The organism is Hyphomonas oceanitis SCH89, from assembly GCF_000685295.1.
Taxonomy (GTDB): domain Bacteria; phylum Pseudomonadota; class Alphaproteobacteria; order Caulobacterales; family Hyphomonadaceae; genus Hyphomonas; species Hyphomonas oceanitis.
Genome location: NZ_ARYL01000010.1, coordinates 88,107 through 113,883, shown reverse-complemented (window position 1 = coordinate 113,883; position 25,777 = coordinate 88,107). Strand labels below are relative to the sequence as shown.

At 61.6% G+C, this 25,777-nt stretch carries 29 protein-coding genes; 14 read left to right on the top strand and 15 right to left on the bottom strand.

Translation table 11 applies throughout. The features are described 5' to 3' along the window. Window positions 1–390: 390 nt before the first annotated feature. Window positions 391–948 carry a PAS domain-containing protein gene (locus HOC_RS08420; RefSeq protein WP_035537478.1) on the top strand — a complete coding sequence of 186 codons (558 nt, stop codon included), beginning with the start codon at window positions 391–393 and terminating at the stop codon, window positions 946–948. A 5-nt stretch (window positions 949–953) separates the two neighbouring features. On the opposite strand, the gene HOC_RS08415 is transcribed toward HOC_RS08420, so the two are convergent. Further along, window positions 954–2,588 carry a choline dehydrogenase gene (locus HOC_RS08415; RefSeq protein WP_035537475.1) on the bottom strand — a complete coding sequence of 545 codons (1,635 nt, stop codon included), beginning with the start codon at window positions 2,586–2,588 and terminating at the stop codon, window positions 954–956. A 151-nt stretch (window positions 2,589–2,739) separates the two neighbouring features. Here HOC_RS08415 and HOC_RS08410 point away from each other — a divergent pair, with 151 nt between their 5' ends. Then, the gene (locus HOC_RS08410; protein WP_051624660.1) at window positions 2,740–3,339 is read left to right on the top strand and encodes a PilZ domain-containing protein; all 600 of its coding nucleotides are present in this window, start codon (window positions 2,740–2,742) and stop codon (window positions 3,337–3,339) included. Here HOC_RS08410 and HOC_RS08405 read toward each other — a convergent pair. Next, window positions 3,336–3,866 carry a gamma carbonic anhydrase family protein gene (locus HOC_RS08405; RefSeq protein WP_035537464.1) on the bottom strand — a complete coding sequence of 177 codons (531 nt, stop codon included), beginning with the start codon at window positions 3,864–3,866 and terminating at the stop codon, window positions 3,336–3,338. The genes HOC_RS08410 and HOC_RS08405 overlap by 4 nt on opposite strands. Before the next feature lie 257 nt (window positions 3,867–4,123). Between HOC_RS08405 and HOC_RS08400 the strand changes: the two genes are divergently transcribed. The 8 genes from HOC_RS08400 (at window position 4,124) to HOC_RS08365 (ending at window position 11,355) form a co-directional block, all read left to right on the top strand. Next, window positions 4,124–4,936 carry a PhoH family protein gene (locus HOC_RS08400; protein WP_035537461.1) on the top strand — a complete coding sequence of 271 codons (813 nt, stop codon included), beginning with the start codon at window positions 4,124–4,126 and terminating at the stop codon, window positions 4,934–4,936. A gap of 130 nt (window positions 4,937–5,066) precedes the next feature. Beyond that, entirely contained in the window at window positions 5,067–5,903 is an 837-nt protein-coding gene (locus tag HOC_RS08395) for an alpha/beta fold hydrolase (RefSeq protein ID WP_084146218.1), read from the top strand. An 85-nt stretch (window positions 5,904–5,988) separates the two neighbouring features. Then, window positions 5,989–6,861: a glutathione-dependent disulfide-bond oxidoreductase gene (gene yghU, locus HOC_RS08390; RefSeq protein WP_035537459.1), complete on the top strand. Its 873-nt coding sequence runs from the start codon at window positions 5,989–5,991 to the stop codon at window positions 6,859–6,861. Window positions 6,862–7,000: 139 nt separating this feature from the next. Further along, entirely contained in the window at window positions 7,001–7,609 is a 609-nt protein-coding gene (locus HOC_RS08385) for a trimeric intracellular cation channel family protein (RefSeq protein ID WP_035537456.1), read from the top strand. Between the two features lie 88 nt (window positions 7,610–7,697). Then, entirely contained in the window at window positions 7,698–8,042 is a 345-nt protein-coding gene (locus HOC_RS08380; protein ID WP_051624659.1) for an endonuclease domain-containing protein, read from the top strand. A 198-nt stretch (window positions 8,043–8,240) separates the two neighbouring features. Beyond that, window positions 8,241–8,984, top strand: coding sequence for a hypothetical protein (locus tag HOC_RS08375; RefSeq protein WP_035537454.1), 744 nt, complete (start codon window positions 8,241–8,243; stop codon window positions 8,982–8,984). A 98-nt stretch (window positions 8,985–9,082) separates the two neighbouring features. Beyond that, a complete protein-coding gene (locus HOC_RS08370) occupies window positions 9,083–9,712 on the top strand; it encodes a fasciclin domain-containing protein (protein WP_035537448.1) in 630 nt (209 codons plus the stop codon). A 128-nt stretch (window positions 9,713–9,840) separates the two neighbouring features. Beyond that, window positions 9,841–11,355, top strand: a complete 1,515-nt coding sequence (locus tag HOC_RS08365) for a S10 family peptidase (RefSeq protein WP_035537444.1) — start codon at window positions 9,841–9,843, stop codon at window positions 11,353–11,355. A 3-nt stretch (window positions 11,356–11,358) separates the two neighbouring features. On the opposite strand, the gene HOC_RS08360 is transcribed toward HOC_RS08365, so the two are convergent. From HOC_RS08360 to HOC_RS08350, 3 genes are all read right to left on the bottom strand, one after another. After that, window positions 11,359–11,826, bottom strand: a complete 468-nt coding sequence (locus tag HOC_RS08360; RefSeq protein ID WP_035537442.1) for an NfeD family protein — start codon at window positions 11,824–11,826, stop codon at window positions 11,359–11,361. Between the two features lie 32 nt (window positions 11,827–11,858). Then, on the bottom strand, window positions 11,859–12,827 hold the full coding sequence (locus HOC_RS08355) for an SPFH domain-containing protein (RefSeq protein WP_035537440.1): 969 nt from the start codon (window positions 12,825–12,827) through the stop codon (window positions 11,859–11,861). Window positions 12,828–12,969: 142 nt separating this feature from the next. Further along, on the bottom strand, window positions 12,970–13,452 hold the full coding sequence (locus HOC_RS08350) for a peroxiredoxin (protein ID WP_035537436.1): 483 nt from the start codon (window positions 13,450–13,452) through the stop codon (window positions 12,970–12,972). A gap of 123 nt (window positions 13,453–13,575) precedes the next feature. On the opposite strand from HOC_RS08350, the gene HOC_RS08345 reads away from it, so the two are divergent. Beyond that, complete coding sequence (locus HOC_RS08345; protein WP_035537435.1) at window positions 13,576–14,136, top strand: YqgE/AlgH family protein; 561 nt, start codon at window positions 13,576–13,578, stop codon at window positions 14,134–14,136. On the opposite strand, the gene HOC_RS08340 is transcribed toward HOC_RS08345, so the two are convergent. The 10 genes from HOC_RS08340 to coxB form a co-directional block, all read right to left on the bottom strand. Beyond that, a complete protein-coding gene (locus tag HOC_RS08340) occupies window positions 14,137–15,165 on the bottom strand; it encodes an EAL domain-containing protein (protein WP_051624657.1) in 1,029 nt (342 codons plus the stop codon). Window positions 15,166–15,175: 10 nt separating this feature from the next. Further along, a complete protein-coding gene (locus HOC_RS08335) occupies window positions 15,176–15,745 on the bottom strand; it encodes a GNAT family N-acetyltransferase (protein WP_035537433.1) in 570 nt (189 codons plus the stop codon). Continuing rightward, complete coding sequence (thrC, locus tag HOC_RS08330; protein ID WP_035537432.1) at window positions 15,745–17,130, bottom strand: threonine synthase; 1,386 nt, start codon at window positions 17,128–17,130, stop codon at window positions 15,745–15,747. Before thrC ends, HOC_RS08335 begins: the two co-directional genes overlap by 1 nt. Then, complete coding sequence (locus HOC_RS08325; protein WP_035537430.1) at window positions 17,127–17,819, bottom strand: SURF1 family cytochrome oxidase biogenesis protein; 693 nt, start codon at window positions 17,817–17,819, stop codon at window positions 17,127–17,129. The genes thrC and HOC_RS08325 overlap by 4 nt, the downstream gene beginning before the upstream one ends. Before the next feature lie 88 nt (window positions 17,820–17,907). Then, complete coding sequence (locus HOC_RS08320; protein ID WP_035537429.1) at window positions 17,908–18,786, bottom strand: cytochrome c oxidase subunit 3; 879 nt, start codon at window positions 18,784–18,786, stop codon at window positions 17,908–17,910. A 77-nt stretch (window positions 18,787–18,863) separates the two neighbouring features. Next, window positions 18,864–19,442: a cytochrome c oxidase assembly protein gene (locus HOC_RS08315; protein ID WP_051624656.1), complete on the bottom strand. Its 579-nt coding sequence runs from the start codon at window positions 19,440–19,442 to the stop codon at window positions 18,864–18,866. After that, window positions 19,439–19,765 carry a hypothetical protein gene (locus HOC_RS08310; protein ID WP_035537427.1) on the bottom strand — a complete coding sequence of 109 codons (327 nt, stop codon included), beginning with the start codon at window positions 19,763–19,765 and terminating at the stop codon, window positions 19,439–19,441. The genes HOC_RS08315 and HOC_RS08310 overlap by 4 nt, the downstream gene beginning before the upstream one ends. Window position 19,766: 1 nt before the next feature. Next, window positions 19,767–20,720 carry a heme o synthase gene (gene cyoE, locus HOC_RS08305; RefSeq protein ID WP_035537527.1) on the bottom strand — a complete coding sequence of 318 codons (954 nt, stop codon included), beginning with the start codon at window positions 20,718–20,720 and terminating at the stop codon, window positions 19,767–19,769. 114 nt (window positions 20,721–20,834) lie between these two features. After that, window positions 20,835–22,517, bottom strand: a complete 1,683-nt coding sequence (ctaD, locus tag HOC_RS08300; RefSeq protein WP_156950422.1) for a cytochrome c oxidase subunit I — start codon at window positions 22,515–22,517, stop codon at window positions 20,835–20,837. A 25-nt stretch (window positions 22,518–22,542) separates the two neighbouring features. Continuing rightward, complete coding sequence (gene coxB / locus HOC_RS08295) at window positions 22,543–23,544, bottom strand: cytochrome c oxidase subunit II (protein ID WP_035537422.1); 1,002 nt, start codon at window positions 23,542–23,544, stop codon at window positions 22,543–22,545. Between the two features lie 153 nt (window positions 23,545–23,697). Between coxB and HOC_RS08290 the strand changes: the two genes are divergently transcribed. From HOC_RS08290 to HOC_RS08280, 3 genes are all read left to right on the top strand, one after another. Further along, window positions 23,698–24,252, top strand: coding sequence for a tetratricopeptide repeat protein (locus HOC_RS08290; protein WP_035537420.1), 555 nt, complete (start codon window positions 23,698–23,700; stop codon window positions 24,250–24,252). A 111-nt stretch (window positions 24,253–24,363) separates the two neighbouring features. Then, window positions 24,364–24,528 (top strand): DUF1328 domain-containing protein, encoded by a 165-nt coding sequence (locus HOC_RS21740; RefSeq protein ID WP_034744699.1) that lies wholly within the window; start codon window positions 24,364–24,366, stop codon window positions 24,526–24,528. Further along, window positions 24,525–25,760: an AI-2E family transporter gene (locus tag HOC_RS08280; RefSeq protein ID WP_051624655.1), complete on the top strand. Its 1,236-nt coding sequence runs from the start codon at window positions 24,525–24,527 to the stop codon at window positions 25,758–25,760. Before HOC_RS21740 ends, HOC_RS08280 begins: the two co-directional genes overlap by 4 nt. Window positions 25,761–25,777: the final 17 nt, after the last annotated feature.

Here is a 25,777-nt window from a genome sequence, read left to right as displayed (position 1 = left end):
GTCAGCTACACCACGCCGCGGGACACGATCGCGGCGATTATTTGACGGTGAGCAAATAAGTATCTGAGCCGCGATTCTGCGCAAGGGTACATTCTGTATTTTCGGTCATGCTGGCTGCCACAAGTCCTCCGTCGCCGACACAATCCCGGCCTGCTGCGCCCCCAGTCCGGCTGGATGTAGCCAACTGTTTCGCCTTGGCACGTCATCTCCCCTCCCTCGCCCACAATGATGATACCGGGTCCCCGCCAACATGCCCTGTGAGGGGAATTTTGAGGTTGAAACCGCGCGAATTTCGCCAAACGCGTACTCCTGCAACTGGAATGCTTATTGCGAATAGCACCGCATGAATGGCCCGGGTCGGGTCAATATAAATTACGGAGAATGCCAGTCATGCAAGACCGGTCACTACACCCCAATACCCGGATCCTGGTCGACGCATGGCGCCGGATGGGCCGAACGCCTTCCACCAATACAGTCGACGACCCGCGCGTCGCCGAGCACCCGGACCTGATCACGCAACTGTTCGTGGTACAGCATAGCCGCGAATATGGCTGGCTTTTCCGCACAGCAGGTCAGGGGCTTTCCGACCTGCTCGGACGCGATCTCACCAATCATGACTTCCTCCAGCTCTGGAGTGGCCCCGACCGCGAGATGATGGCGCATTTCATGGAAGCCGTTCGCTTCGATGGCGCCCCCGGTATTATCCGCGGACGCGGCGAAACCCTTACGGGCCAGCGCGTGGAAGTCGAAATCACGCTCATGCCGCTCGTACGCCCCGGCAGCGGCGCCCATAACGACACACCGCGCCTGCTCGGTCTCTACCAGACGCTCGGCGGCGAACCCATGCTCAAGGGCCGCCCCATCTGGCGCCACCGCATCTCCATGCTGGTGCCACCAGACACCCGTTCCGAAGGTCCGCAACTGCGCCTTGTGACCGCCAACGCCTAACCTGGTCAGGCGGGCGTCAGGCTCTCTTCGCGTGCCAGCGCCCGCTTGCCCAGCATCATGTCTGCAGCCTTCTCGGCGATCATGATTGTCGGCGCGTTTGTGTTCCCCCCGATCAGGGTCGGCATCACGGACGCGTCCACCACTCTCAGTCCATCCACACCGCGCACGCGCAGCTCTGCGTCAACCGGGCTCGACTCGCTCGTCCCCATCGCAACCGTGCCGACCGGGTGATAGATTGTCTCGCCCATCCGGCGGATGAAGCTGTCAATGTCATCATCCGTTGAGACACTCGCGCCCGGCATGATCTCATTACCGCGCAATGCATTGAGAGCGGATTGCCCGCAAATATCGCGCACCATTTTCACGGCCTCGCGCATCACGCGGCGATCTTCCTCCGTGGCCAGATAATTCGGGTCGATGGCAGGGTGCGCAAACGGATCCGCCGAGGCGAGGCAGATCGTACCGCGGCTTTCCGGTCGCAGCTGGCACGCATGAACGGTAAAGCCGTCCTTCTGCGGGTCGTGGTTGCCATGATCCATCATGATCGCATTCACAAGGTGAAGCTGGATGTCCGGCATGGACAGGCCTTCACGCGAATTCAGGAAAGCCCCTGCCTGCAGGAAATTATCCGCGCCAGCGCCGGTCTGGTTATAGAGGTATCGCAGGCCAACGCCGAGTTTCTTCATGCCCTTCTGCTGGGAATAGGCCGACACGGGCTGGGTCATCTCGTGGATCACGGTGACGTCCAGATGGTCCTGCAGGTTCTGCCCCACGCCCGGCGACTTCACGGTCGCCTTGATGCCGAAACGGTCAAGATGTTCCGGATTACCAATACCTGACAGCATCAGAATCTGCGGGGACTGCACCGCACCCGCGCAGATCACGACTTCCTTGTCGGCATGGATCTGCTGGGTCAGCGCGCCCTTGCCTTCAACAACTTCAACGCCCGTTGCTTTTCCATTCTCGATCAGCACGCGCGTCACCAGTCCTGTCGAAATCACGGTCAGGTTCGGCCGCACGCCCTCGATCGGGCGCAGGTAGCCGAACGACGCGCTCCAGCGTTCGCCCTTGTGAATGGTGCGCTGGTAACGGCCAAAGCCCTCCTGCTGGGCGCCATTGAAATCATCCGTAACCTTGTAGCCGGCCTGCTCACCCGCCTGGATGAAGGCGCGATAGATCGGGCTCGACATCGGGCTTTCCGAAACGCGCAGCGGGCCAGCGCCGCCATGAAATGCGTTATTGCCACCCTCATAGCCTTCCGAGCGCTTGAAGTAAGGCAGCACATCGGCATAGCTCCAGCCCTTCAGGCCCATCTGGCCCCACTGGTCATAGTCGCCCGCATGGCCGCGAATATAGACCATACCATTGATTGAGGACGATCCGCCCCAACCCTTGCCGCGTGGCCAGTAGAGCTTGCGGCCATTCATGTGCTTCTGGGCCTCGGTATAAAAGCCCCAATTGTGATCATTCGCCTGCTTGATCAGGCTACCGACGCCCGCCGGCATCCGCACCATCAACGCATTGTCCTTTTTGCCCGCCTCAATCAGGCAAACCTTGATCGCCGGGTCAGCCGACAGGCGATTTGCCAGGGCGCAGCCACCGCTACCGGCGCCGACGATAATGTAATCATAAGTTTCCATGGCTGTCTGGCTCCGCCCTGTATGGGAAATGTAATGTCGCCGGGAACGCGAGTTCCGACCTGTTTCGGCAACACTTTGTGAACGAAAACCACCTAAGTAAAGTGCTCACCGTGGGACATGCTTGGAGAGACACGGCTTTCAGGAGCACGAAATGACCGTTCCCAATGCTAGAATGGTCAGCACAAGCACGCTGATCAATCCCAACAAGGACAGGCGACTCCACAAGCGTATCGCGCTCAGCCTCGTCGGACGACTGCTCGATGAGACCAGCGCCGATCATGATATGCGGACCGTCGACATATCCTGCTCCGGCGCAATGATCCGGTCCGCCCACAAGCCTCAGCCCGGCGCACAAATTGTCTGTTACTTCAATGATCTCGGGCGCGTCGCCGCCACGGTGATCCGCCCAGTGCCTCAGGGCTTTGCGGTGCATTTCAATGCCGCACAGCACAAACGCGACAAGCTCGCGGACCGGCTGACATGGCTGTTCAACAAGGACAGACTCAGCCTGGTCGAAGATCGTGCCGCCGTGCGGGTCGCCACATCCGGTCCAGCCGTGCTCACACTGAGCGACGGCAGCGAAATCCGATGCCGCGTGCTCGACATCTCGCTGACAGGCGCCAGTTTCGAGGCCGAAGACGAGACGCCGCTGGTCGGCGACATTGTTATCGCGGGCAATGTGCGCGGCGAAGTGGTGCGCGTGGAGCAGAAGCGTTTCGCCATCCGCTACAAGCGCACCGACGAAATCTAGTCGATCCGCGTCATTTGATCCCGGTGCTTCTTCCAGTTCTCGACATAATGCATGGCCGAGATCTTCAGCATCTGCACCTGAGGGCCTGACAGCTCTTTCACCACTTTGCCGGGTGATCCCATTACCAGTGAATTGTCCGGGATTTCCTTGCCTTCGGGGATCAGCGTGTGCGCCCCGATGATGCAATTCTTGCCGATCTTCGCACGGTTGAGAATGGTCGAGCCAATGCCGATCAGCGTTTCGTCGCCAATCGTGCAGCCATGCAGCATCACCATATGACCCACGGTGACATCCCGCCCGATGGTCAGCGGCGCGCCAATATCGGTATGCAGCACGCTACCGTCCTGGATGTTCGTATTCTCGCCAATCGTGATCGGGTCATTGTCGCCGCGCACAGTGGCGCCATACCAGACAGAGGCATTCTCCTTCAGGATCACGTTGCCCATAACTTGGGCATTCTCGGCGACCCAATAGTTTCCGCTTGCCGGCAGCGTGGGGCGCACCTCTCCTATCTGGTAGATTGCCATGATGATTCGTCCTCTCGTTTCGCTTGCGGAATATCGCTTAAAGGATTTGATAACCCTGTTAGTGTTTAGTCATCAACAGATTCGGACGTGGAGACGGTCATCCAGAGACCTGGTCACACCTCGCCGCCGGGAGCGCATGTTCCCGGACTGGCCACACCGCCCTCAGGGCGGCCCGGCCTTTCTTCCCTCGTTTTTCGCCAAGCCGTCCGCAATTCTGCTGACGGCTTTTTTTCTGCCTGGAACCAAGGAGTCCTCCCATGGGTAAACGCAACCCCGCCAAGCGAATGAAAACAGCATCAGAGGTGAAAGCCACTGCCTGGATTCAGGATGCCGGTCGTGGCCAGCCGCCCCTTCTCCACGCTATCGAGGGAGGCCGCAGCTGGCATCCCGACGATGCAGATACCCGCAACCGCCCCGTCAATAATGGTGAGGCCGACCGGACCCAGCGCTACCAGAAAACCGTCAAACCCCGGTCTGAAAACCAGGCCCAGCTGATGAACGCCATGGACACCCATGCCCTCGTCGCGGCCCTCGGCCCGGCCGGCACCGGCAAGACCTACCTCGCCGTCTGCAAGGCGGTCGAAGCCCTGCAAAAGGGCAAGGTCGCCCGCATCATCCTCTCCCGTCCCGCTGTCGAGGCTGGCGAGCAGATCGGCTTCCTGCCCGGCGCCATGGAAGACAAGCTCGCGCCTTACCTGCGCCCCCTCTACGATGCCCTGTCCGACCGCCTCTCGCCCGGCCAGCTCAAGCATATGCTGTCCGAAGGCGTCATCGAGATCGCGCCCATCGGCTTCATGCGCGGACGCACACTGAACAATGCCTTCATCGTCGTCGATGAGGCGCAGAACTGCACCTATACGCAGATCAAGATGCTGCTCACCCGCCTCGGCTGGCACTCCACAATGGTCATCACCGGCGACCCGGCCCAGACCGACCTGCTGCCGGAATTCTCCGGCCTCGCCAACGCTGCCGAACGGCTTGAAAAACTGGCCGGCGCTGCCGTCATCCGCCTCCAGGGGCAGGACGTCGTCCGCCACCCACTGGTCCAGGAAATGCTCGAAGTCCTGTAATCACGCTTTTACCCCCGCCTCAGCCCGTCCGGGAAACCGGACGGGTTTTTTCATGGCCTTGCGTCAGGCTTGACCCGCGCGCGCTCCCCGCGTCAGGTGCAGCAAAAGAAACGACAAAAGGGAGAGACACATGATCCGCTTCGCCGCGCTGGCCTTCGCTTTGGCCCTCCTCCCCTTCGCCACTGCCCGCGCCGAGGAGGCCCCGACAATGCACACTTACGAATCCTTCGATGGCACACAGATCAGCTATCAGGCACTCGGCACGGGGCCCCTTGTCATCCTCCTCCACGGCTTCACCGCCAATGCGGACCTCAACTATTTCCAGCCCGGCATCGCCCGGAAGATCGCCGACGCCGGTTATCACGTCGTCGCGCCAGACCTGCGCGGTCACGGCGCCTCGCCCTACACTGCCGCGCCCGAAGACTGGCCCGGCGATGCCGTCGCCCGCGACCAGATCGCCCTCGTCGCCCACCTTGGCGAAGACCCCTACGCCACGGTCGGCTATTCCATGGGCGCCATCAGCGCCCTGCGCTGGCATCTCCTCTCCCGCAATACCGGCCGCATGGCCCTTGGCGGCATAGGCGACTCCGCCGCTGACGAGTTCAACACGGATCGCATCACCGGCTTTCGCGCCGCCATACTCGAAGCCCTCGCCGGCGAAGACACGCCCGGCGCGAAAGGCATGCTGGCCCGCGCCAAGGCCACCGGCGGCACACTCGAAGGTTATCTGGGCGCCCTCTCGGCCCGCACCTATACGCCCGCAGACCTGCTCGCCACGTTCGACGTGCCAACCCTCATCCTCACCGGCGACGAGGATCTCGACAATGGCTCCGGCCCCGGCCTCGCCGCCCTCATCCCCGGCGCCACCTATCACGGCCTCACCGGCACCCATGTCGGCGCCGTGGTCGACCCCGAACTCCCCCGCGCTGTGATCGCCTTCCTCGATGAAGGCCGCCCCGCCGAATAGGCCCTCACCGGATTGTCATTCACAAATGCCCGCGCCTTCCTACATGTAAGCCCAACGCCACACCAAAAACCACGGAGCAAGCGACATGAGCGACCCGACCTATACCCCGCCGAAAGTCTGGACCTGGGACAAGGAAAGCGGGGGCCGCTTTGCCGCCATCAACCGCCCCATCGCCGGCCCGACCCACGAGAAAGAGCTGCCTGTCGGCAAGCATCCCTTCCAGCTCTACTCGCTCGGCACGCCAAACGGCGTCAAAGTCACGATCATGTTCGAGGAACTCTTGGCCGCCGGGCACAAGGACGCGGAATATGACGCCTGGCTGATCAATATCGGCGAGGGCCAGCAATTCGGCTCCGGCTTTGTCGACATCAACCCGAACTCCAAGATCCCGGCTTTGATGGACCATTCCACCAATCCGCCGACCCGCCTTTTCGAGTCCGGCTCCATGCTGCTCTATCTCGCGGAAAAGTTCGGCGCCTTCCTGCCGACCGACCATCACAAGCGCACCGAGGCCATCTCCTGGCTGATGTGGCAGATGGGCGCAACGCCCTTCCTCGGCGGCGGCTTCGGCCACTTCTACGCCTATGCCCCGGAGAAGTACGAATACCCGATCAATCGCTACGCCATGGAAGTGAAACGCCAGCTCGACGTGCTGGACCGCCGCCTCAAGGACAATGACTACCTTGCCGGCGACGAATACTCGATTGCCGACATGGCCGTCTGGCCCTGGTATGGCGCCCTCGTCACGGGCGCGGTCTACGAGGCTGGCGAATTCCTTCAGGTACACGAATACACCAATGTCATCCGCTGGATGAAACAGGTCGGCGCCCGCCCTGCCGTCAAGCGCGGCCAGATGGTCAACCGCACCTTCGGCAAGCCGGAATCGCAACTGCGCGAACGCCACGACGCCAGCGACTTCGACACAAAGACGCAAGACAAGCTCGAAGCCCAGAGCTAGCTCAGTCTCCCCCCTCTCCCTCGGGAGAGGGGCCGGGGGTGAGGGGCAACTCCACTCGCGACACGCCCCGCTCTCTGCCATGATACCGCGAAGACCCGCTCACAGGCGCGTCGTCCAACCGCATCACAGGAGCGGGCCCATGTCCCCCGAACTCATCCTTACCCTGTTTGACCGCGTCGGCGTGTTCGTCTTCGCCATTTCCGGCGGCATCGTCGCCGTGCGCAAGGACATGGACCTGTTCGGCGTCATCGTGCTCGCCTTCCTGCCCGCCATTGGCGGCGGCACGCTGCGCGACCTCATCCTCGACCAGCCCGTCTTCTGGCTGTCGGATACGCCGACCCTTCTCCTCGCCATCGCGGGCGGCCTGACGGCCTTCGTCTGCCATCGCTGGCTGGAAAACTTCCGTCCCCTGCGCTGGGCCGATGCCTTCGGCCTGTCACTGTTCGCCGTCACGGGCGCAGCCAAGGCCATGAGCCTCGATCACGGCCTCGCCGTAGTGCTGATCATGGGCGCCCTGACCGCCAGCGCTGGCGGCCTGATGCGCGATGTCGTCGCCAATGAGGAACCGCTGCTCCTGAAGAAAGACATCTACGCCACCGCCGCCCTCCTCGGCGCAGGCATCTATTTCGCCCTCGCCACCTGTGGCCTCCCCGAAACCACCGCCTTCACCGGCGGCCTCGCAGCGGCCTTCACCCTCCGTGCACTGGCCATCATCTTCAAGCTGTCGCTGCCGAAGTCACCATTTTAGGGCCCTTCTCCCCTCTCCCGCGGGAGAGGGGTCGGGGGTGAGGGGTCACAGACTCCCCACACGCATCATTCCCTGCCATGATGTCCCCATGCCCCGCTCCCCGGATATCAGCCGCGCCCGTCGCTTGAGGCAAACGGCCAACGCGCCCGAGGCCGCCGCATGGCAGGCCCTGCGCACATTGCGCGCTGACGGCTTCCCCGTCCGGCGCCAACACCCTATCGCAGGCTATGTCGTCGACTTCGCCATCCCGAAAGCCTGGCTCGTTATCGAAATCGACGGCAGCATCCATGATAGCCCCGAAGGCCGATCCGCAGACGCTCGGCGCCAATCGCACATCGAGCAACGCGGCTGGCACTTCCTTCGCGTCGATACACAAACAGCACTAAGCGCGGATCACCTGCTCGCCATCGTCACTGAACGTCTGGGTCTGTAGGAAATTCCGCCACCCCTCATCCCCGACCCTTCTCCCAAGGGAGAAGGGAGCGCGCGTCTTAAAAGCCCCCTCTCCCTCGGGAGAGGGGGTTGGGGGTGAGGGGTCACCGAACCTTCACCCCATCCGGAAGCCCGCAGCGATGACCAAGCAAAACAAAAGCTTATCCCACCCCTCCGCGCGTCCCGTATCATACGGCGCATGCAATTCACGCCCGCCCTCCTGCTCGACCTGCTCGCCTGGAACTGGCCGCGTGCGAAGAAGCTTGCCTGGTGGGCGCGGCAGCTGGTTAAGGATCCGGCTGCGGAGACCGTCGCGCGGCATGTGCATAACGAGGTTCTCCGCATCCTGCGCCCCGCCGAGTCCATGGTGCGCCGCATGCTGCTCATCCTCGCGCTGAAAGAGCCGCTTTCCCCCATTTTTCCCGCATCCCCGGCGAAAGCCGGGGTCTCAGGCGATTCAACCCCTTCCCCCACACACAAAAGCCCCGTTCTCCCTGCGAAGGCAGGGACGAAGGCAGGGGCGGCTTCCCAAGCCCAATTCACCCTCACCGAACCCCTCACAATCCGCCTGCCCTCAGACGCCATGCCAGTCGTCAAATTCGGCCCGCGCATCTTCGTCTTCGGCTCCGGCATGGACTGGCGCCCGCTGCCCAGCGAAGCGCCCCTGCCCCCGCTACCTGCCGCGCCGCTGCTCGCACGCCTCTCACGCCTCGACGCCGTGCTGGCCGACCCGGATGCCCACGCCGCCCGGCTTGCCCGCCTTATCGCGCGCCTGCGCGGCGCCCGCGAGGCAGGCCGCCTTACCCGCCTTTCCCCCATCCGACCGCGCAGCCTGATGCCCGGCCGCGCCAGCCGCCCGCTGGGCGAGCTGACCCGGTCCGCGATCACCTATGTCTGCTGGGGCGCCGATGCAGCCCTCGATGGCGCGTGGGATTCCGGCTAGCGGGCGCCAGAATTTATTTTAACAAAAAGTAAACCGTCTCCGCTCGCCTGCGTACACAGGGGTATGCGCACACACGCGCATCGCCAGGAGAGACACTTATGCCCCTCAAAACACACCTTTTTATCGCCACTGCCATTGCCGCTTCGCTGACGCTCGCCGCCTGCGAAGACGCATCCGACAAGGCCGACTATGATGCCGCGCCGGCCGCTGCCGAAACAGAAATGGCCGTCGAGGCTGAAATGCCCGCCGCCGAGCCAATGATGGAAGACACCGCCCCTGAAGCCGGCACCATTGTTGAAGTCGCCGCCGGAACGGACGATCTGTCCACACTCGTCGCCGCTGTAGCAGCCGCCAGTCTTGTCGACACGCTGAACAGCGACGGACCGTTCACAGTGTTTGCGCCGCCGAACAGCGCCTTCGCCAAACTGCCGGACGGCACGGTCGAAACGCTGCTCATGCCGGAAAACAAGGAAACGCTCAGCGCCGTGCTGACCTATCACGTTGTAGCCGGTGAAGTGATGGCCGCTGATCTGGTCCAGGCGATCACCGACAATGGCGGCACCTACACGATCACCACCGTGAACGGCGCCCCCCTGACGGCCTCCATCGTCGACGGCAATGTCGTCCTCACGGATGCCACCGGCGCAACCGCCACGGTCACTGCAACCGACATTGATGCTTCAAATGGGGTTGTTCACCTCATCGACTCCGTCGTCATGCCTGGCTAGCCCCCCTCAAACGGCATGACGATCGGCCCCGCATCCCACCAGGTGCGGGGCCACCTTCCTTCTGGCCTTGCCCTCAGACAACTGGCTGGTACTGTCCCGGCCAAATGGAAATACTGAGGAATTACAAGATGCGCGCACTCTTTCTGGCCCTGTGCCTGGCCCTCGTGGCCGCACCCGGATTTGCTGACGAAAAAGCCGACAAGCCTGAAGCAGCCAAGGAAAAGGCCGACATCCCCAATCCCGAGCGCTTCGCCTCCGACCACACGCTGAAGCTGAACGGCACCGCGATCAAGTACAAGACCGTCGCCAGCGAGACCTATCTGCGCGACGACAAGGGCGAGCCGACAGCCTCGATCTTCTCCGTCTCCTATGTCCGCGATGGCGGCGACCGCGCGCGCCCCGTCACTTTCATCTTCAATGGCGGCCCCGGCTCGGCTTCGCTCTGGCTCCACATGGGCGCCTTCGGGCCCAAGCAGGTCGTCACGCCCTCTGATGCCTCCGGCGTCGGCGCGCCGCCCTACAATATCCGCGACAACCAGAACTCCCTGCTCGACGTGACCGACATGGTCTTCATCGATCCCGTCGGCACCGGCTATTCCCGCCCCCTCGGCGACAATGACGGCAAGGAATTCTACGGCGTCAACGAGGACGCTGAGAGCATCGCCGAATTCATCCGCATCTGGATTACCGAGAATGGCCGCTGGAACAGCCCGAAATTCCTCGCTGGCGAAAGCTATGGCACCACCCGCGCTGCAGCCCTCACCGAAAAGCTCCAAGGCGGCTGGAACGGCATCGGCCTCAACGGTGTGATCCTCATCTCCGCGATCCTCGATTTCCAGACCGGCGAATTCGCCCCCGGCAACGACACCGCCCACCTGGCCTATTTCCCATCCGAGGCCGCCATCGCCTGGTATCATGGCAAGGCCGACAAGGCGAAATGGAACGGCAATTTCGACGCGTTCCTGCGCGACGCCCGCACCTATGCCACAGACACGCTGGCCCCGGCCCTGATCCGCGGCAACACGCTCAGCCCTGCTCAGGAGGCAGCCATCGCCGAGGACATGAGCGCCTATCTCGGTGTCTCGGCCGAGTGGATCCAGCAAGCCAAGCTACGGGTTGACCCGACCCGTTTCCGCAAGGAACTCCTGCGCCGCGAAGGCTACACCGTCGGCCGCTTTGACGGGCGCTACAAAGGGGTAGACCCGGAAGGCACAAGCGACTCGCCAGAGAACGATCCGTCCGGATACGGCATGGATGTCGCCTATGTCGCCGCCCTCAACGACTATCTCACCCGCGAACTGAAAGTAGACTTCAATCGCCCTTATAAAGTGCTGACAGGCGAGCCCGGCTCCAAGTGGAACTGGAGCACGAATGATTCAGGCTGGCCGGAATATGTCAACGTCACGCCCTGGCTCGGCAAGGGCATGCGGGAGAACCCGGAGCTGAAAGTACTGCTGGCCAGCGGCTGGTACGATCTCGCCACGCCCTTCTTCGGCGCCGAGATGGCCCTCCAGAAAAACGGCATCGTGCCAGAGCGCGTCCAGTACGATTATTATGATGCCGGCCACATGATGTATCTCGCCGAACAGGACGGCAAGAAACTGTCAGACGACGTACGCGCCTTCATCAAGGCCGGCCAGTAAGCCTTACACCTTGCGCACAATGGCCGTGGTCATCTGCGCGCCTTCAACGACCACCGAGTCGCCGGCATGGATGGGTACCATCCGGTCGGCGGCTTCGGCCCGCCAAACGGAATCGCCGATCCGGATCTGGCCTGTGCCACCGGAAAAGTCGCCCGTCGCCTGCCCGCGCTGACCGACAAGGCTCACCATGCGCTTGTTCAGCGTCGGGTGTTCCTCGCCGCGATTGCGCACGCCGGACAGCAGCGTCCGCCCAAGGACGATAAGCACAAGTGCCGCAATGCCGAAGAAGACCAGCTGCCCCTGCCAGACGGCATAGGCCTCCGGCGCAATCCAGGCAAAGCCCCCGGTTAGCCACGCCGCTATGGACACCATCAGCAGGTCGAATGTGCCGGTCATCATCTCGATACCAAAGAGGACAAGGCCCAGTGCCAGCCAGTGCCAGACAGTCAGTTCGCCTAGAATTTGTTCCATGACCTGGGGTCTCCTCGCTTGTGTTTAGGGGCCTAGTCCTGTCGCCGCGTCGGCGGCACCGCGCCGCCCTGCGGCCGCGGACGGTCCTGCGCGTCTTTCGCGGCGCTTGTCAGGCCCCGAATGCCCTCGATCGTTCCGAGGATGCTGGAGAACTCAGCCGGGATGATCACCGTGCGCTGTTGTGGGCTGGTCGCCAGTTTCTCGAAGGCGGCAACATAGGCCTGTCCGAGGAAGTAGTTAATTGCGTTGACGTCGCCCTTGGCAATCGCCTCGCTCACCATGGCCGTCGCCTTGGCTTCGGCCTCGGCTTCGCGCTCACGCGCCTCGGCATCGCGGAAGGCGGCTTCACGCCGACCCTCGGCTTCCAGGATTTTCGCCTGCTTCTGGCCCTCGGCCTTGAGGATGGCCGACTGCTTGTCGCCCTCGGCCGTCAGGATTTCCGCTCGCTTCAGGCGCTCGGCCTTCATCTGGCGGTTCATCGCTTCTGTAATGTCGGCTGGTGGGCTGAGATCGGCGATCTCGATCCGCGTAACTTTCACGCCCCAGGGGTTCGTCGCCGCATCAATCACGTGCAGCAGCCGCGCATTGATATCGTCCCGGTTGGAGAGAACCTCGTCGAGATCCATCGAGCCTACCACGGTACGGATATTGGTCAGTGACAGGTTCTGGATTGCGTTGTGAAGATTGTTGACCTCATAGGCCGCATTAACGGCATCGATCACCTGAATGAAAACGATGGCATCACACGACACCATGGCATTGTCCTTGGTGATGACTTCCTGCTGGGGCACGTCCAGCACGGTCTCCATCATGTTCATTTTGCGACCGACGCGATCGACGAACGGCATGATGACCGACATGCCGGGCGACAGCGTCCGCGTGTAGCGACCAAAGCGCTCCACGGTCCAGTTATAGCCTTGCGGCACGAACTTGAACGCAGACGTCAGCCCGATGAAACCAACAACCGCGATCAGCGCGACAACCAAATAAACCGGATCCATGTGTCCCTCTCCATTATCTCTTGTATTTATGTGGGGGGCAGTTTGCCGATAATCAATAAAAAAACAACGAAATCGGCGCGCCCAGTCCCCCTGAACGCGCCGACAATATGTTGATTTGTTTAATAGATGTTACGCAACGAGCCTAAAGCTGGCCGAGCAGGTAATCCGCGCTGGAAACCTTGAATTCCGGTCCCTGCTCGACATTCAGCTCCGCCACGACGCCGTCTTTCACAAGCATGGAATAGCGCTGCGAACGCTGGCCCATGCCAAAGCCCGAACCGTCCAGCTCAAGGCCAACCGCCGAAGCGAAGGCGCCATTCCCGTCGGCCAGCATGCGTACGGTCTCGCCAGCTTCAGCCGACTTGCCCCATGCGCCCATGACGAACACATCATTTACCGAAGTGCAGACAATCTCGTCGACGCCCTTGGCCTTCATGTCATCAGCCTTGTCGATGAAGCCCGGCAGGTGGCGGGCTGAGCATGTCGGCGTGAAGGCGCCCGGCACGGCGAAGAGGGCAATTGTCTTGCCGCCAAAAACATCTGCCGTCGTGCGCGGCTGAGGGCCGTCACTGGTCATTTCCATGAAAGTTGCTTCTGGAAGCTTGTCGCCAACCTTGATGCTCATCTGTGTATCTCCTTGCTGATATGGCCTTGGACATAGGGCCGACGCGCTGCTGCGACAAGGCGCAACGCCCTTGCCAAAATGCCAGCCTTGCCCCAGCCTCGGGAAAAAGGAGCCTCATCGCCCATGGACACAGACCTGACCGGCAAGCTTCTGATCGCCCTGCCGAGCATCGGCGACCCGCGCTTTTCGCGGTCGGTCATCCTCGTCTGCGCGCACTCGCCGGACTTTGCGATGGGCATCGTGCTGAACAAGCCGATGGAAGGCATCCGCCTACCGGAACTGTTCGAGCAGCTCGACGTCTCCACGGAACTCGGCGTACCGGATGCCCCCGTGCTGGATGGCGGACCGGTCAATACCGATCGCGGCTTCGTTATCCACACCGATGATGTCATCAGCGAAGGCGCCACGCTGGAGATTGATGGCGCCTTCTGCATGACGGCCACGCGCGACATGCTGCAGCTGATCGGCTCAAGCGCCGCGCCCCGCAAATCCGTGCTGGCGCTTGGCTATTCTGGCTGGGGCGCCGGACAGCTGGAAATCGAACTTGCGGCCAATGCCTGGATTGTTGGTGAACCGGATGACGATCTCGTCTTCGGTGAAGGCCACGACCTCAAATGGCGTCACGCGCTAGGCCGGATGGGAATTGATTCGGGCCGCCTCCATGTCGAGGGCGGTAGCGCCTGATCAGCCGACCAGAAAAGCCGCCGCCGCCTCGGCGCTCATCGGCCGGGCAAAGGCGAAGCCCTGCACATGATCAAAGCCAAGGCCACGCAGCTTCACCGCGTCATCCTTGTTTTCGATGCCTTCAGCCGTGCTCGTCATGCCAAGCCGGCTCGCCAGCAGCGTGATCGTCGTCAGGATTGTATCGATGCGCAGCTGACCCAGGCGGCAGGTCAGGCCATGGTCGATCTTCAAACTGTCGGCGGGCAGGTCCGCCAGCCAGGCGAACGAGGAATGCCCCGTCCCGAAATCATCAAGCACCAGCCCGGCGCCCACAGCCTTCAGCGCCATCGCCGCTGACAGCGCATGCCCTGCATCGCGCAGCGCGGCCTGTTCCGTCAGTTCGATACGCAGCGCGCGCGGTGGCAAGTTGTAGCCATTCATCAGCGCCTCGACGAGCGCAGGAAAGGTTCCGCGCGCCAGGTCTCGTGCCGTCAGGTTCACATGCATGAACACATCATCGCGCCCCGATGTCTCGCGCAGCATGGCCAATGTTTCCGCCGACCGGATCAGCATGTTGGAGGCCAGCGCCTCGTCCTCATAGCGGCTGGGAGGCGACGTGCCTTCTGTACCGTCCCAGCGGGCGAGCGCTTCGAAACCGGCGATGCGTCCGTCACGCAATGAAATGATTGGCTGGAAGACGGGCGCAAGATCCGGTCCCGGCTGCAGGTCGGACGGGTCTATCTCCGGGAAATCATCACCGACCAACAACAGGCCCCGCGCTTCGGATCGCCTGACGAAGGCGCCGACAAGGTGCACGTCACGTCCGCTCGACAGGCGCAGGGCGCAGCGCACCGGCCCGTCTACGGTACCAAAGGCCTTGGCCAGTCTCCCGCGGCTAAGGCCTTCCAACATCTGCTCGAAGGCATCAATCGACCATTCTCCCGTCAGTTCAGACAGCACAGTCGCCTTTGGCGCATCGATAACGAGGCGCTGCGTCGGCGCATGCCAATGCCAGTTGCCATGAGGCTGCGTGCTAGGGGGTGTGGCCATTGAATTGAATCTAGCTTTGATTTTGCGGCCTGACGAGCCCGAAAAGGACGTGGTCGCGGCGTTCACCTGCGATCTCGAGATAGGCGCGAGCATACCCCTCTTCCTCAAACCCGGCCGCCTCGAGGACATTACGTGACCGATTGTTCTCGGCCAGCGTGCCCGCTTCGATGCGCCAGAGGGCGAGACGCGCAAAGGCCCAATCGCAGATCAGGCTGACCGTATCGCGCATATAGCCATGGCCTTCGAACTCCTGCCCCAGCCAGTAACCGAGGCTGGCGCTCGACGCAGGCCACGGTCGCACATGGGTCAGGGAGATCCCGCCGATCAGCGCATTGTCCGACATCCGCCGGATCAGGAACACATAGGCGCGCCCCTCTTTCCAGGCCGCCGTCCAGACTTTCAGGCGCCGCGCCCAATCGGCTTTCGAGTGCGCATCGCCCGGCCAGAGCGGTTCCCAGCGTTCGAGATAGGCTCGGCTGGCCGTGCGCAGGGATGCCCATTCGTCATAATCAGACCTGCGCGGCGGAACGAGTACGACACGGTCACCCGTGATCAACGTATCGCGCAGCGGAAGAGCCATCAGACGCTCGCGCGGGCCTTGGCTTCAATCGCCTTTCGCACGGCCGTGACATCCGCCGGCAGCCGGTCAAACACTTCGCCGCGCGTCAGCAGCGGGCCGCACTTGTGCGGCAGCGGCGCCTCAAGGCCCGTCGCCTCCAGAACCGTTTCAGGAAATTTCGCGGCGGCGGCGGTGGCCAGCACAACAGTCGAAACGTCGCTGCGCGGGGTCTGGCGGGCCTGGTAGGTGCCGACCGCCGTATGCGGGCAAATCAGCCAGCCGGTCTCGCCCTCGAAACGCTTCATCTCCGCCATCGTGTCCACATTGCTCACGGCTGAGGCCGTGATGCCGACACAGCCAAGGCGGGTCCGGGCACTGTCCGGCAATGTGGCCTCGCCGGACTGTTTGTAAGCGTCATAGACCTGACGCACGGCGTCGGCGTCGCGGCCGGTGGCCTCGTACAGCAGGCGCTCGAAATTCGAGGGCACGGAAATGTCCATGGCGGGGCTCGGCGTTGCGACAGCCGGAGCACGCGACATAACACCCTCATTGAACAGGCGGGCCAGCGCGTCATTCTCGTTGACGGCGCAGTCAATCTCGAATCCGCCGGTGAGCAGGCCGCAGCGCGCGGCGACATAACCAGCCAGCGCATCGCCCATATTGCCACTCGGCACCACAAAGCGGATACGGCCACCGAGAGCTGCCTGCGCGGTGGCATAGTAGACGCACTGCGCCGCGATGCGGGCCCAATTGATCGAGTTGACGCCGGAGAGGGCGACATCCTCGGCGAACATCTTGTCCGCGAAGAGTGATTTCACGATCGCCTGACAATCGTCGAAGTCGCCATCAAGCGCGAGGTTGGTGACGTTGCTGGCGCCGGTCGTGGTCATGAACAGGCGCTGCACAGGCGAAATTCGCTCGTGCGGGTGCAGGATGAAGAGGTCGGCATGCTTCGACCCGGCAAAGGCCGCTGCTGCGGCGCCGCCGGTGTCGCCGGACGTGGCGCAGACGATCGAGAGGCGCTTGCCGCTCTTGGCCAGCATGTAGTCGTAGAGCTGGGCGATGATCTGCATCGCCACGTCCTTGAATGCCAGCGTCGGGCCGTGGTGCAGTTCCATCAGCCAGAGGCCCGGGCCAGCCTGCGTCAGCGGCGCGACCGAATGGTGGGCAAAGCTGGCATAAGCCCGCTCGCACATGGCCAGCATGTCTGCCTCGGGAATCGCATCGCCAGCGAAGGCCGACAGGATGCGCGCGGCGACATGGGCATAGGGCTCGTCGGCCTTTGGCGGGGTAATCTGCGGAAAGCTCTCCGGCACATATAGGCCGCCATCGGGCGCGAGGCCCGCGAGGCAAGCACCTGTAAAATCAACAGGCCCAGCCTGTCCGCGTGTCGAAATGTATTTCACGCATCGCTCCCTTTGCGAAACCGCAGGCGGCCCTTCTGGTAATGGAAGGCGAGATACACGCCGAGCAGCGCCATGGCGAGCCCCCACCACGTAATCGCATAGCCGAAATGGCGCTGCGGGGGCAATTCGCTGTCCGGTCTGGCCCGCGCGAAGGGGTTTTCCCCGGCCATTGAGCGACCGTTCTCGGTCAGTTGGATGGTATCAGGCTCGAAAACGCGGCCGTGCACGCGGGCGGCATCATCCGCCGGCAGCAGCGCGCCAAGCACGGACGGGTCCAGCGTATAGAAGATGCCCGTCTCCGGGCTGTCCGTGCCGGTAAAGGCGTTGCGCCCGCGCGGGCTCTGGTAGAGGCCACGCGCGGCGAATCGGAGACCCGCGCCGCAATCAGGGCCGAGGCAGGGTTGCGGCGGCTCGACCTGGTAGAGAACTTCAATGGGCGTGAAGACGACTTCCTCGCCCGTGTCGATCGCGACGACCCGGCGCCAGGCGGCGCTGCCATCGGTGTAGGAATAGACCATGGCCTCGCTGCCGGGCACGACATTGCCATCAATATTGGTCCAGGCGATGGGCGTATTGTCGAGCGCCATCTTTTCGCTGAAGCGCCGATACTGCCAGTTCCCCAGCAGGACGAGGATCACGAGGCTGACCAGCGTGAAAAACGTGAGCACCGGAAGCGGGCGGAAGGACATGGCAGTGGGGGCCTTTTATGAAAAAGGCCCGCCGGGCGGATCGACGCGCCGGCGGGCCTGGAATGAATTCAGGTTCGCAGGAAGGCGCTTACTTGCCGCCCTCGAAAATCAGGTACGGTGCAACGTACACGAAGGCGAAGAGGAAGAGCCACACCACGTCAACGAAGTGCCAGTACCAGGCCGCGAATTCGAAGCCGAGATGCTTCTTCGCGCTCATGCCGCCCATCATCAGGCGCATCAGGCAGACTGCCAGGAAGATTGTACCGATGACAACGTGCGCACCGTGGAAGCCGGTCGCCATGAAGAAGGCCGAACCATAGAGCGTGCCGTCATAGGTGAAGCCGGCTTCGCTATATTCGATGACCTGGAGCGCGGTGAACGCCATGCCGAGGATGAGCGTAATCAGCAGACCAAGCTTGGCGCCCGAGCGATCATCATGCTGCAGCGCGTGGTGTGCCCAAGTGACCGTGGTGCCCGACAGGAGCAGGACCAGCGTGTTGATCAGCGGCAGGTGGAAGGGGTCGAAGGTTTCGACGCCAGCTGGCGGCCAGCTTTTGAAACGGGCCAGCGCATCAGCATAGAGCGGGTTGGTTGCGTCCCATGTGTCGCCAACGCGGGCGTGCTCGAAGATCGAGAATTCAAAGAAGCCCCAGAACCATGCCACGAAGAACATGACTTCCGACGCGATGAACAGGATCATGCCGTAACGCAGGCCGATGGACACAACCGGCGTATGATCGCCGAGAGCGCCCTCTTTGGCGACTTCACGCCACCAGCCGATCATCACCCAGATGACCATGGCAAACCCCAGGGCCATGAGCCACATGGTGCCCTTTTCCATACCGAAAAGGCCCTTCATGAAGGTCACACCGCCAAGGGCCAGAACCACAACGGACAATGAACCGAGCAGTGGCCATGGGGAGGGATTGACGAGATGGTAGTCGTGTTTGACGTCGCCGCTGGACATGGCTTGGGAAACCCCTTGAAATTATCACGTATAGCTTTGCGCTGTTTAGCCCGCTCCGCAGGCGAAACGCAACAGGTTCAGCCGGGCGTGGCCGAATTCGCCGCACCCTGCGCCTGTTGCTTCAGCGGCCCCTTGTACTCGGTACTGTCGAAGAACGTATAGCTCAGCGTGATTGTCTCAAGCTGATTGGCCACGTGATCATCGATAATATCGGGCGAAATGAAGTAAACGACCGGCAGTTTCTTCGATTCATGAGGGGCGATAACGCGCTCCTCGAAACAGAAACACTCCAGTTTGTAAAAATACGGTCCGGCGAAGTGCGGCGTCACATTATAGCTCGCAATCACCCGAATCGGCCTGTCAGTCGGGTTCTCGACCTCGAAAAAGGCGAGACCGTGCTGGCCAATCTTGACCACCTGGTCGCGCTGCAGCGGGCGGAAGGTCAGCGGCGTATCGGCCACGTTTGCATCGAATCGGACGGTGATTTCCTGATCGAGGATTTCCTTGGGGGCGCGGGTGGCGATTCGCGTGGTGCCGCCAAAGCCGGTGACCTGACAGAAGCTCTTGTAAAGTGGCTCTGCCATGAAGGCGAGGCCGAGCATGCCGGTGAAAACGCCAGCCGCGATGAGGCCGATGGTGACATTCGACAGTTTCATTCTGGCGATCCTTCAGGCTCCAGACCGGGAGGCGGCGCGGCCTGGTCCTGCGTCATGCCCGGCGGAAGGGCCGGCTGGTCATCAATCGGCATGCGCTCGTCTTCGCGCGCGCTCCCGCCGCTATTGCTGTAATAGAAGCCAGCGCCTTCGCTGAGATTGGCGTTTGCCAGGCGGATCATTGTGGTGATGGCCACGAGAACAACAAAGCCCAGCAGGGCAAGGCCGAGCCAGAGATTGCGTTTCTTGCGGGCAGCGACCGCTTCCGGCGTCAGGTGCGCGGCCGGGATGAACTCGCCCTCATAGGGCTCTTTGGAATCCGTCATCTCAGAAGCCCTTTACGGCAAAATACAATCCGGTCGCGTGTTCAAGGATCAGCGCGGCAAACACGACGAAGAGATAGAGGATCGAGAACAGGAACATGGACCGGGCCAGTTTCTTCTCGGCGCCGGTGCAGTCATCGTCGCCTGCCTTGGACAGGAAAACCCGCACGGCATAGGAGAGGAAGACGGCCCCAAGCACACCGGCCGTGACGGCATATATCCAGCCACCAAGGCCCGTCACCACAGGCGCAAGCGCGAGCGGTACGAGCAGGATCGTGTAGATAAGCATCTGCAGACGGGTGGCCTTGGCGCCATGCGTGACCGGCAGCATCGGCACACCCGCCTTCTCGTATTCGCCATGGGCCAGCAGGCTGAGCGCCCAGAAGTGCGGCGGCGTCCAGAAGAAGATGATGGCGAACAGGATCCAAGCGTCGAGCGGCGTATTGCCCGTGACGGCAGCCCAGCCAATAACTGGCGGGAATGCCCCTGCCCCGCCACCGATGACGATGTTCTGCGGCGTCGAGCGCTTCAGCCACATTGTGTAGATGACGCCATAATAGAAGATGGAAAAGGCGAGCAGCGCCGCCGCCAGCCAGTTGGACGCGAGCCACATCAGCATGACCGAGACGCCGGACATGATGAGTCCCATGGCAATCGCCTCTTCGCGCGGCACGGCGCCAGATGGGATGGGGCGTGTCGCGGTGCGCGTCATGATCGCGTCGATATCGGAGTCGAACCACATGTTGATCGCGCCAGCCGCGCCCGATCCAAGCGCAACCGCAAGCAGCGCAATAACGGCCATCAGTGGATTGATCGGCGTATGCGTGGCGCTGGAGGCCGCAATCAGGCCAGCCGCCGCCGTGAAGACGACGAGCATCATGATGCGCGGCTTCATCAGGTTCACATAGTCGCTCGCGGTGGCGTAGCGCTTTGCAGGTGTGGCGGGTGCGTCTGTCATGGTCGGAGCCTTATGGGGCATTCAAGCGAAACGGCCCATACGCCTTTTCAGCGCAGGGCCGCTTCGTGATTTGGGCCTGCCACGGTGCCGAAGCCAAACCGCGGCGAGGGCGAATTAGTGGCCGCCCTTGTTCGTAACGTGGGGCAGTTCGTTGAACTGGTGGAATGGTGGCGGCGAAGGCAGCGTCCATTCCAGCGTCGTGGCGCCCTCACCCCATGGGTTGGCTTCACCCTTGCGGCGGCGGACCACGGCTTCAATGAGGCCGATGAAGAAGACCAGCGTGCCGACGAGCGTGATGGCGTAACCGATGGACGACACGAAGTGCCAGGTGTGGAAGCCGTCTGCATAGTCGATGTAGCGGCGTGGCATGCCTTGGAGACCGAGGAAGTGCTGCGGGAAGAACAGAACGTTCGAACCCACAAACATCAGCCAGAAGTGCAGGCCGCCGAGGAAGCCATTGTACTTGATGCCGAACATCTTCTCGAACCAGTAATACCATCCAGCGAAGAGGCCGAACACGGCGCCGAGCGACAGCACGTAGTGGAAGTGCGCCACGACGTAATAGGTGTCGTGCAGGGCGTGGTCGATACCGGCGTTGGCCAGAACCACACCCGTCACACCGCCAACGGTGAACAGGAAGATGAAGCCGATGGCCCAGAGCATCGGGACCTTGAACTCCATGGAGCCGCCCCACATCGTGGCGATCCACGAGAAGATCTTGATGCCGGTGGGCACCGCGATGACCATGGTGGCCGCGATGAAGTAGGCCTTCAGGTCCACGTTCATGCCGACTGTGTACATGTGGTGAGCCCACACGACGAAGCCGATGACGCCGATCGACACCATGGCATAGGCCATGCCGAGATAACCGAAGATCGGCTTCTTGGAGAAGGTCGAGACAATGTGGCTGACGATGCCGAAAGCCGGCAGGATCATGATGTAGACTTCAGGGTGACCGAAGAACCAGAACAGGTGCTGGAACATGACGGGGTCGCCGCCGCCGGCCGGATTGAAGAATTGCGAGCCGAAGTTACGGTCGGTCAGCAGCATGGTCAGCGCACCCGCCAGGACAGGCAGCGACAGGAGAAGCAGCACGGCCGTGACGAGAACGCCCCAGGCGAACAGCGGCATCTTGTGCATGGTCATGCCAGGGGCGCGCATGTTCAGGATGGTGACGATGAAGTTGATGGCGCCAAGGATGGACGCGATGCCGGCCGTATGGAGCGACAGGATCAGCACGTCCATGGCCGGGCCGGGGTGGCCGGTCGTCGACGAGAGCGGCGGATAGAGCACCCAGCCACCACCGAAACCATTACCGGCCGAGTTGCCGGGAACCGTCATCGAGATACAGGCCAGGACAAACGCAGCAACCGTCATCCAGAAAGAGATGTTGTTCATGCGAGGGAAGGCCATGTCCGGCGCGCCGATCATCAGCGGCACGAACCAGTTGCCGAAACCACCGATAAGGGCAGGCATGACCATGAAGAAGATCATGATTAGGCCGTGATAGGTGATGACCGTGTTGTAGAACTGCTTGGCATGCGTAATAGCCGCATCGCCCTGCACGCCTTGCAGGTGCTCGACGATCCAGAGCATAGGGCCGATGCCCGGCTCAGCCAGTTCCCAGCGGATCAGACCTGACAGCGTGTAACCGACAACCCCCGCACACATCGCGAAGATGAGGTAGAGTGTGCCGATGTCCTTGTGGTTGGTCGACAGGAACCAGCGCTTGAAGAAGCCTGGCTTGTGGTCGTGGGCATCGTGGTGATGGTCGAGGGCGATTTCATCCATTGGCATGGCGTATCTACTCTTCTCTCAAAGCTTAGTGGTTGGCAGCGAGCTTGGTGCTCGGCTCAATGGCGGCGATGGTCTGGACCGCTGAATAGGCGCCTTCATAGTCGCCTGCGAGCATCAGCTGAGCCCACTGGTCGAACTGGGCCTGCGGAACAACGCGCACCTCGATCGGCATGTAGGCATGGTCGATACCGCACAGTTCGGAACACTGGCCGTAGTAAACGCCCGGCTCATCGACCAGGAACCAGCCCTCGTTGAGGCGGCCGGGAACAGCGTCCGTTTTCACGCCAAAGGCCGGCACGGTCCACGAGTGGATCACGTCAGCAGCAGCGGTGTAGTAGCGGATGTAGCGACCAGCCGGAATGACCATCGGATAGTCGACGGCCAGGTTACGCGGCAGCGAATCATAGTTCGTGCGGCCCGTGGAATCTTGGTATTTCTGCTTGTCTTCCGGTGTGCCCTTGTGGACAGCGTTTGAAACGAATTCCAGCGCAACGCCATCGGCGTCAACAATGTCAGGATAGGAGTAGGTCCAGTTCCACTGGTTGCCCTGAGCCTTGACGTTGATGAAGCCCTTCTCGGCCGCATCAGGGAAATAGTTCTTCGTGTAACGCTCATATTCGGCCGACTTGCCGTCAGCGAGAAGCTCTGCCGATTCGGTCTTGATCTTGTCGAGGTTCGGCACGACGTCCTGATAGTAGAGGTTCGGGAAGGACAGGCCGGCAATCGCGACAAGGATGAGCGCTGGAACGATGGTCCAGATCACTTCGATCAGCGAGTTGTGACTGAACTTGCGCGAGACCGGGTTGGACTTGCGATTGTAACGCACCATGACCCAGACCAGCAGGACGGACACGAAGATCGTGATCGCCGTGATGATCCACAGGACATAGTCGTTGTGGAAGAAGTGAATGCGTTCTGCAATGCGGGTTGCAGCTGGCTGGAAGCCGAGCGCACCGTCGTGGGGAATGGCAGCAAACGCCGGTGCAGCCAGTATTGAAGCGCACAGGGCGGCAAAAAAGTGTCGCACGAAGGAATCCTCGTCTCGTTGGAATTGCTCCGCTGTATCTATATCAGACCGCCCCTGCAACCCAGCAGTTTTCGCGCTCAATATTGTCGCAGGCGCTCGTCGCATATGGGAAATCGTGGTAATGTAAGGAAAAATACGAATAGGGAGACGTCAATGGTTAAACTATATGTACTCGCTTCACTTGCATTCGCGCTGTCAGCGCCTTTCGCTTCAGCCCAGGTCGCCATTCTGGGCAGCGGCGTATCCAAAGACTGTTACGAAGCCGCCAAATACCAGCGTGTGTCGGCGCGCGAAGGTGAAGACATCTGCACCAAGGCCCTCGAAGCCGAGCTGATGAACATCACCAACAAGGCCGCAACCTATACGAATCGCGGTGTCCTTCGCATGCGCTCAGGCCGGCTCGATGCGGCGCTTTCCGATTATGACATTGCCAAGCAGATGCGTCCTGAAGAAGGCGCGACCTACCTCAATGAAGGTGCCGCCCACATCCTGCGCAAGGATTACACTTCAGCCCTTGTCTCGCTCGACAAGGCGATTGAACTGAATTCACACGATCTCTACGCGGCGTTCTACAATCGGGCGATCGCCAAGGAGAATACAGGTGACATTCAGGGCGCCTATTTCGACTTCAAGATGGCTGATGAGCTGAATCCCGAATCGGACCTTGCCCGTAAGCAAATGTCCCGTTTCGAGATTTCGACAAACTGAAGGCCTGACGGCGCATGGGCGATCTTATCGCGCTCTCTAAACCTTTGCGTGGAACCAATTCATCAAACTGCCGTTCCCTTTTTCAGAATTCATAATGGAAAAGGAAACACCATGTTGCGCTGGGCTATCATCTTTCTCGTCGTCGCGCTTGTCGCGGCCGTTCTTGGTTTTGGCGGCATTGCCGGCACTGCGGCTGGCATAGCGAAACTGCTCGCACTGATCTTCATTGTCCTGTTCGTAGTCTCGCTGATCTTCGGCGGCCTGCGTAGGGGATGACCTCACAATCGTCCGCCTCGACGGATGAAACGAAGCGAGCGCCCGCTACTCATAGCTGGGCGCTCGTTGGTATTTTCTGGATCATGGCCCTGAGCACACTGACCGTGGCTCAGGGCCTTATTGTACCAATCGTGACCGCGATGATGCTGGCGCTGATCTTCAGCCCCGTCCGACGTGCATTGGGCAGAATCGGGATCCCTTCCGGCGTATCGGCAGCACTCATCCTCCTCGCTCTCCTCGGATTTGTTGGCACGCTCGGCTATTTTGTCTCCGGCGCCGCGAGTCACAGGCTCGCCGATGCACCGCAAATGATCGAGGATGCCAGCGATAAGCTGAAGGAACTGACCGGAACGGTGCAGCCGGTGATGGATGCCACCGAGCAGATCGAGCACATCGCCTCCAAGGAGCCCGCCAAGGATACGGTGACCATCCGTGAGCCTGGCTTCATGGCCGGATTCACTGACAAGATGCCCGTCGTTGCAGGCCAGATGATCATTTGCCTGACGCTCGCTTTCTTCCTGATCGCCTCCGGTGACCTGTTCTATGAGAAGCTGGTCCAGGTCATGCCGACCCTCAAGGATAAACGGCGTGCGCTCGCCGTCGCCCGAGCGATCGAGAACCAGCTATCGGTCTACCTGCTCACGATCACGCTGATCAATATGGGGCTCGGCGTCGCCATCGGCCTTGCCATGTGGGCGCTTGGCATGCCTGATCCGCTCCTGTTCGGACTCGCTGGATTCCTGCTGAACTATATCCCTTATATCGGCGCGATGGCCGGTGTCGGCATCTCGTTCATCGTCGCTCTCGTCACTTTCGATTCGGCTTCAGCGGCGCTCCTGCCAGCCTTCATCTATTGGGGGCTGACCTCTTTCGAGGGCCAGTTCGTGACCCCTGTAATGGTGGGCCGCCGCCTTAGGCTCAATGCTGTTGTCGTCTTCGTGTCTTTCGCGCTCTGGGCCTGGCTCTGGTCATTCATGGGCATGCTGCTGTCGACGCCCATGTTGCTGACCATGAAAGTGGTGTCCGACAATGTGCCCGGCATGTCGAGCTTCGGGAAATTCCTCGCCGACCGGGACGATCTTTCACGTTCCGACCGCCGCATCCTGAAATTCATCTTCCGGCGCGACGTCCCCCTCGCCAAACGCAAGGTGACGAAGGACGCGGAAACAGCGGCGAAAGAGAAGCCTGCTTCAGCAAACTCAGAAGCTGATACTGCGCCGCAGACGGCTTGAGCAGGCTTTGCACTTGC

Bases quoted from the DNA above. Each gene is read 5' to 3' on its own strand.
- HOC_RS08365 (WP_035537444.1), top strand. From the start codon at position 9,841: ATGCGCGCACTCTTTCTGGCCCTGTGCCTGGCCCTCGTGGCCGCACCC.
- ctaD (WP_156950422.1), bottom strand. From the start codon at position 22,517: ATGCCAATGGATGAAATCGCCCTCGACCATCACCACGATGCCCACGAC.
- HOC_RS08340 (WP_051624657.1), bottom strand. From the start codon at position 15,165: ATGGCCACACCCCCTAGCACGCAGCCTCATGGCAACTGGCATTGGCAT.
- yghU (WP_035537459.1), top strand. From the start codon at position 5,989: ATGAGCGACCCGACCTATACCCCGCCGAAAGTCTGGACCTGGGACAAG.
- HOC_RS08415 (WP_035537475.1), bottom strand. From the start codon at position 2,588: ATGGAAACTTATGATTACATTATCGTCGGCGCCGGTAGCGGTGGCTGC.
- HOC_RS08380 (WP_051624659.1), top strand. From the start codon at position 7,698: ATGCCCCGCTCCCCGGATATCAGCCGCGCCCGTCGCTTGAGGCAAACG.
- HOC_RS08325 (WP_035537430.1), bottom strand. From the start codon at position 17,819: ATGTCCTTCCGCCCGCTTCCGGTGCTCACGTTTTTCACGCTGGTCAGC.
- HOC_RS08395 (WP_084146218.1), top strand. From the start codon at position 5,067: ATGATCCGCTTCGCCGCGCTGGCCTTCGCTTTGGCCCTCCTCCCCTTC.
- HOC_RS08420 (WP_035537478.1), top strand. From the start codon at position 391: ATGCAAGACCGGTCACTACACCCCAATACCCGGATCCTGGTCGACGCA.
- cyoE (WP_035537527.1), bottom strand. From the start codon at position 20,720: ATGACAGACGCACCCGCCACACCTGCAAAGCGCTACGCCACCGCGAGC.
- HOC_RS08290 (WP_035537420.1), top strand. From the start codon at position 23,698: ATGGTTAAACTATATGTACTCGCTTCACTTGCATTCGCGCTGTCAGCG.
- HOC_RS08320 (WP_035537429.1), bottom strand. From the start codon at position 18,786: ATGTCCAGCGGCGACGTCAAACACGACTACCATCTCGTCAATCCCTCC.
- HOC_RS08400 (WP_035537461.1), top strand. From the start codon at position 4,124: ATGGGTAAACGCAACCCCGCCAAGCGAATGAAAACAGCATCAGAGGTG.
- HOC_RS08310 (WP_035537427.1), bottom strand. From the start codon at position 19,765: ATGACGGATTCCAAAGAGCCCTATGAGGGCGAGTTCATCCCGGCCGCG.
- HOC_RS08410 (WP_051624660.1), top strand. From the start codon at position 2,740: ATGACCGTTCCCAATGCTAGAATGGTCAGCACAAGCACGCTGATCAAT.
- HOC_RS08385 (WP_035537456.1), top strand. From the start codon at position 7,001: ATGTCCCCCGAACTCATCCTTACCCTGTTTGACCGCGTCGGCGTGTTC.
- HOC_RS08350 (WP_035537436.1), bottom strand. From the start codon at position 13,452: ATGAGCATCAAGGTTGGCGACAAGCTTCCAGAAGCAACTTTCATGGAA.
- HOC_RS08335 (WP_035537433.1), bottom strand. From the start codon at position 15,745: ATGGCTCTTCCGCTGCGCGATACGTTGATCACGGGTGACCGTGTCGTA.
- HOC_RS08370 (WP_035537448.1), top strand. From the start codon at position 9,083: ATGCCCCTCAAAACACACCTTTTTATCGCCACTGCCATTGCCGCTTCG.
- HOC_RS08355 (WP_035537440.1), bottom strand. From the start codon at position 12,827: ATGGATCCGGTTTATTTGGTTGTCGCGCTGATCGCGGTTGTTGGTTTC.
- HOC_RS08375 (WP_035537454.1), top strand. From the start codon at position 8,241: ATGCAATTCACGCCCGCCCTCCTGCTCGACCTGCTCGCCTGGAACTGG.
- HOC_RS08360 (WP_035537442.1), bottom strand. From the start codon at position 11,826: ATGGAACAAATTCTAGGCGAACTGACTGTCTGGCACTGGCTGGCACTG.
- HOC_RS08315 (WP_051624656.1), bottom strand. From the start codon at position 19,442: ATGAAACTGTCGAATGTCACCATCGGCCTCATCGCGGCTGGCGTTTTC.
- HOC_RS21740 (WP_034744699.1), top strand. From the start codon at position 24,364: ATGTTGCGCTGGGCTATCATCTTTCTCGTCGTCGCGCTTGTCGCGGCC.
- HOC_RS08405 (WP_035537464.1), bottom strand. From the start codon at position 3,866: ATGGCAATCTACCAGATAGGAGAGGTGCGCCCCACGCTGCCGGCAAGC.
- HOC_RS08280 (WP_051624655.1), top strand. From the start codon at position 24,525: ATGACCTCACAATCGTCCGCCTCGACGGATGAAACGAAGCGAGCGCCC.
- HOC_RS08345 (WP_035537435.1), top strand. From the start codon at position 13,576: ATGGACACAGACCTGACCGGCAAGCTTCTGATCGCCCTGCCGAGCATC.